Annotated in this window: 3 protein-coding genes and 1 pseudogene; all 4 read left to right on the top strand. The window is 72.3% G+C overall.

Features of this window, described 5'->3' with window-relative positions; translation table 11 throughout:
- The first annotated feature begins 471 nt into the window (after nucleotides 1-471).
- The gene (locus ACLBYE_RS29425; protein WP_447696865.1) at nucleotides 472-1,641 is read left to right on the top strand and encodes a glycosyltransferase; all 1,170 of its coding nucleotides are present in this window, start codon (nucleotides 472-474) and stop codon (nucleotides 1,639-1,641) included.
- Nucleotides 1,642-1,652: 11 nt separating this feature from the next.
- A complete protein-coding gene (locus ACLBYE_RS29420) occupies nucleotides 1,653-3,848 on the top strand; it encodes a GumC family protein (protein ID WP_447696864.1) in 2,196 nt (731 codons plus the stop codon).
- Nucleotides 3,845-5,071, top strand: a complete 1,227-nt coding sequence (locus tag ACLBYE_RS29415; protein WP_447696863.1) for a glycosyltransferase — start codon at nucleotides 3,845-3,847, stop codon at nucleotides 5,069-5,071. Before ACLBYE_RS29420 ends, ACLBYE_RS29415 begins: the two co-directional genes overlap by 4 nt.
- A gap of 44 nt (nucleotides 5,072-5,115) precedes the next feature.
- A pseudogene (locus ACLBYE_RS29410) lies at nucleotides 5,116-5,318 on the top strand (hypothetical protein); the annotation flags it as partial.

Genomic DNA, 5,318 nt, shown 5'->3' with positions numbered 1-5,318 from the left:
CCCCGCGCGCCCCCCCCGGCCCCCGGGGCCCCCCCGCCGGGGGGGGCCCCCCGCCGGCGAACTGCTGTTCCGGTATGTCGAGACGCCGGTGATCGCGGCCCTGCGGCGCCGGCTCGACCGGCGGCCGTCGCCCGAGCCCCTGCCCGTTCCGGCCGCTTCGTAGGCCGCGCAGCCGGGCCCCGCCGCCCGTGTCCCGATCCGGCGCAGCGGGCGCCTACGAGGAGTGATGCCGAAGATTGCAGGTCTGAGAACACCCTCTGCTTAACGTTAATTATCGGCAAAAATTAAGTTTACACGCCGCGTTTCGCGCCTAAACAGGCACTATTTTCGACTGTTGCTGCGGCGGTGACCCCTTTTTTACAGATCACGCCGCTATTACCCTCTCGTGTGTGCCTTGGCCCGCTGTCGCCGGCGGGACCGGCGGGACGGAATGCATGGTCCAGCGTCCGGCGCACCGACGAGGAAGCTGTGATGCGTGTCGCGATCGTTCACGACTGGTTGTACATCGTCGGTGGCGCCGAGCGTGTCCTCGAGCAGCTGCTGCGGATCTATCCGGACGCGGATGTGTTCGCGCTCTTCGACTTCCTTCCCGAAGCGGACCGGGCGCGGCTGGGCTACACCCAGGCGCATACGAGCTTCATCCAGCGCATGCCCTTCGCGCGGACGCGGCACCGCAACTACCTGCCGTTGATGCCGCTCGCGATCGAGCAGTTCGACCTGTCGGCCTACGATCTCGTCATCTCGAGCAGCTACGCGGTGGCGAAGGGGGTCCTCACCGGGCCCGACCAGCTCCACGTCTCCTACATCCACTCGCCCATGCGCTACGCCTGGGACATGCAGCACACCTACCTGCGGGAGAGCGGCTGCGACGCGGGCATGAAGAGCGTGCTCGCCCGGCTGATCCTGCACCGGATGCGCGTCTGGGATTTCCGCACGGCGGCCGGTCCCAACGCGATCGTTGCCAACTCCGCCTTCGTCGCCCGCCGCATCCACAAGGTCTACGGCCGCACGGCCGAGGTGATCCACCCGCCGATCACGCTGCCGAGCCAGCGGTATGACGGGCCGCGCGGCAACCACTTCCTCGTGGCCAGCCGGCTGGTGCCGTACAAGAACGTCGAGGCGGTGATCCGCGCGTTCGCGCTGCTCCCCGACCTCGAACTCGTGGTGGCGGGCACCGGGCCCGATGCCGCGCGGCTGCGCGAGATCGCGGGGCCGAACGTGTCGTTCTCCGGCTTCGTGCCCGACGCGGAGCTGCGCCACCTCATGGCCACGGCCCGCGCCTTCATCTTCGCGGCCGAGGAGGATTTCGGGATCATCGTGGTCGAGGCCACGTCGGAGGGTACGCCGGTCCTCGCGCTCGGTCGTGGCGGCGCCCGCGAGACGGTCCAGACCCGCGGCCCGCAGCGTACCGGGATGTTCTTCGACTTGCCCGAGCCCGTGGCGATCGCCGAGTGCGTCCAGCGCTTCCTGCTGCAGGAGGGCCACTTCACCCGCGAGGCTTGCTGGGCGCAGGCCGAGCTGTTCTCGGCCGAGCTGTTCCGCAGCCGGTTCTCGACCTTCGTCGACGAGCAGATGGCGATGCACCGTGCAGCGTGTGAAACGCGCCCGCGGATCCTGCCGCGCCTCGAAGCCGTCGGCTGAGGACGCGCCGCATGTCCTTCCTGACTGTCGATCTGGCCGACCGGACGCCGGTGCGCGCCCTCGCCCAGGAGCCGGCGCGCGGCGGTCCGCTGGCCGCGGCCCTCACCCGGATCTGGCATCGCCGCTACCTGTTCGCGGCGGTGTTCGCCACCGTCCTCGGCCTCGCCGTGACCGCCCTGCTGATGATCCAGCGGCAATACGTGGCGAGCGGCTCGGTGATCGTGGCCGAGGCGGAACCGGGCGCCAACAACGCCTCGATGGCCTGGATCCAGAAGATCGGCGACCCGGCCGACATAGAGAGCCAGATACTGGTGATCCGCTCGCCGCGGCTCCTGCGCCTCGCGATCGACGACAACCTCGTCGCCGCGGTGCTGGCCGAGTGCCGCTACGCGGCTACAGGCGGGCATCCCGACCGGATCAGCGAGAAGAAGGACGCCGCCTGCACGAAGCTCACGACCGACCGCAACGCGCTCGTCGAGTACCTACAGAAGCGTTACACGGTCCTGAGCTCCGGCCGCTCGCGGATCATCACCATCGGCTACAAGTCGCCGCTGCCCGAGACGGCGCAGACGATGGCCAACGGCCTGATCAACGCCTTCCTAGACGACCAGCGCGAGGCGCAGGCGTCCAGCCGCAAGGCGGCGGCCGACTGGCTGCACACCGAGATCAGCCAGCTGGACGCCTCGATCCGGGCCGACGAGACCCGCATCCAGACCTTCCGGCGCCGCAAGGGCCTGCTGAAGGGCTCGCTCGCCCCGATCAGCGCGGAGCGGCTCACCAGCATCAGCCAGCAGCTCGCCGCAGCCGAGACCGCCAAGGCGGACGCGGCCGCGAGACTCTCCGAGATCGAGACCAAGGGTGCCCGCGGCGCCGACAGCGCCCCGGCCGTCCTGGCAAGCCCGACCATCGTCTCGCTGAAGCAGCAGCTCAGCGGCGTCAGCGCGCAGCTCGCCAACCAGAGCACCCTGCTGGGCGCGAACCACCCGGTGATCCGCGCGCTCGAGACCGAGCAGGCGAGCCTGCGCGCGCGGATCGAGCAGGAGATCGGCAACGTCGCCAAGGGCCTGCGCAAGTCCTACGAGGCCTCGAACGCCCTCGCCAAGTCGCTGCGCGCCCAGCTCGAGACGGCGAAGACCGACGCCGCCGCCGCCATGGACGACGAGGCCTCGATCGAGGGCATGGTGCGCAACGCCGAGATCAAGCGCACCCGCTACGCCGATCTGGTCAAGCGGGCGGGCGAGCTGGAGACCGAGCGGCGCATCCTCACCGGCAGCACGCGGCTCGTCAGCCTCGCCGAGCTGCCGCAGGAGCCGTTCTCCCCCAAGGCCGTGCCGCTCCTGGCGGGCGGCATCGTGCTCGCGGGCGTACTCGCGGCCGCCGCCGCGCTGCTGCGCGACTACACCGACCGGCGCGTCCGCACCTCGGCGCAGCTCATGGCCGGTACCGGCGCCCCGGTCTTCGCGCAGCTGCCGAGCCTCGAGCCCGCCGGCCTCGTCGGCCGCTTCTCCGAGCGGCAGCGCGAGCTCGACCTCGCGGAGGCCCTGGCGCGGGCGCGGATCGATCCGGTGATGCAGAACGTCCTGCGCAACCTGCACGCCCATCTCGTGCTGGCGGGCGCCGGCAAGTCCCGCGTCATCTTGGTGACTTCGGCGAAGCCGCGGGAGGGCAAGTCGTTCACGGCCTTCGCCCTCGCCGGCATCGGCGCCGCGAGCGGCCGCCGGGTGCTCGTGGTCGAGTGCGACCTGCGGCGCCCGAACTTCGAGGCCTCCCTCGGGCTCGGCCGCGGCCCCGGCCTCGGCGGCGTGCTCCGCGGCGAGATCGACCCGGCCGAGGCCGTGGTCCAAGCCGGGCGCTTCGACGTCATCCCCGCGGGAACTCCGACGGCCGACTCGACCGAGCTCCTGATGGGCGACCGGATGGCCGACTTCCTCAAGTGGAGCCGCCGCTACGACCTCGTCCTGCTCGACACCCCGCCCACCAGCCTCCTGATGGACGCGGCGATGCTGGCCCGCCACGTCGACGGCGTGCTCTGCTGCGCCCGCTACGGCCGCTCGCAGCTCTCCGACACCGTCGAGACCGTGGCGAACCTGCGCCGCGCCGACGGACACGTCCTCGGGATCGCCATGACGATGGTCCGCCCGGGCATCCAGTCGACCTACGACGTGATGCCGCTGCCCGATCCCCGCACGGCCGCGAGCGCGCGATGACCGAAGTGCTCCCCGCCGACGCGCTCGCGGAGCGCGGCCTCCTAGACCGGGCGCAGGCCGCGCGGTCCGGTATCGCCGCGCGCCCGCGGGTCCTGTTCGTGAGCCATACCGGCACGATGTCGGGAGCCGAGCTGGTGCTCCGCGACGCCGTCCGGACTTGGGCGGGCTCCAGCGCCTTCCTGTTCGAGGACGGCGCGCTGACCGCGGCTCTCCGCGACGAGGGCTTGGAGATCCACCTAGCGCGCCGCCGGTCCGCCCTGGCGGGCCTCCGGCGGGACGTGTCACCGCTGAGCGCGCTGCCGGTCCTCGGCCAGCTCGGCGCCCTGGCGCTGGAGATCGCCCGGGCGGCCCGATCCTGCGACGTGGTCTACGCCAACTCGCAGAAGGCCTTCCTGCTCTCGTCGCTGGCCGCGCGCGCCGCCGGGAGGCCCCTGATCTGGCACCTCCACGACATCCTCGACGGGGCGCATTTCGGCCGGGCGCAGCGCATCCTACAGATCCGGCTCGCCAATCTCTGCGCCGCCCGGGTGATCGTTCCCTCCGAGGCCGCCGCGCGGGCCTTCGTCGAGGCCGGCGGGCGCCGGTCCCTGATCCGCGTCGTGCCGAACGGCCTCGACGTCGATCCGGCGCCCTGCTCCGCCGCCGATCTGCGCGCGGAACTCGGCCTACCGGACGGCCCCCTCGTCGGTGTCTTCAGCCGCCTCGCGCCGTGGAAGGGGCAGGACGTCCTGATCGAGGCGCTGGCGACCTTGCCCGACCTCCGCTGCGTCGTGGTCGGGGCGCCGCTCTTCGGCGAAGATGACTACGCGACGCACCTGCGCGCGCTCGCGACGCGGCGCGGGCTCTCGGACCGGGTGCTGTTCCTCGGACAGCGCGACGACGTCCCCCGGCTGATGCAGGCGGTCGACGCGGTCGTGCATCCCTCGGTCGATCCCGAACCGTTCGGCCGCACCCTGGTCGAGGCGATGCTGGTCGGCGTGCCGGTGATCGCCACCGACGCCGGCGCCTCCGCGGAGATCCTCGACGGCGGCGCGGCCGGGACGCTGGTGCCGCCGCGTCGGCCGGACCGCCTCGCGGCGGCCCTTTCGGCGCTGTTCGCCGATCCCGACGCCTTCACGGCGCGCACCGCGCTCGCGCGCGAGCGGGCGCTGTCCCGCTACGGCGCGGAGCGCATGCAGCGCGATCTCGCCGACATCATCCTCCAGGTCGCCGGCCGGGCCTGACGGGCCGGCGATCCTCCTTCCCGTTCGGAGCCCTCAGACCCGCCATGCCGCGCGTCCTCGTCAACATGCCGAGCCAGCATGCCGGTCGGCCGTCGGGCGTCGCGCTCGTCGCCTTCCGGGTGATCGCCGGCTTGGTCGCGCGCGGCACCTTCGCGGTGGTGCTCCGCTCCCCGTGGCGCCGCGACCAGCTGCCGGCGGGGGGGCGCGGGCGCGGCCGGGGGGGGGGGGGGGCGCGGGGCCGGGAGCT

It is taken from the genome of Methylobacterium sp. A52T (assembly GCF_053346095.1).
Note: the sequence above shows the minus strand (reverse complement) of the source record. Positions and strands in the feature narration are given on the sequence as shown.

What these genes read in the sequence shown, in the direction of transcription:
- ACLBYE_RS29425 (WP_447696865.1), top strand. Translation starts at nt 472, where the DNA reads ATGCGTGTCGCGATCGTTCACGACTGGTTGTACATCGTCGGTGGCGCC.
- ACLBYE_RS29420 (WP_447696864.1), top strand. Translation starts at nt 1,653, where the DNA reads ATGTCCTTCCTGACTGTCGATCTGGCCGACCGGACGCCGGTGCGCGCC.
- ACLBYE_RS29415 (WP_447696863.1), top strand. Translation starts at nt 3,845, where the DNA reads ATGACCGAAGTGCTCCCCGCCGACGCGCTCGCGGAGCGCGGCCTCCTA.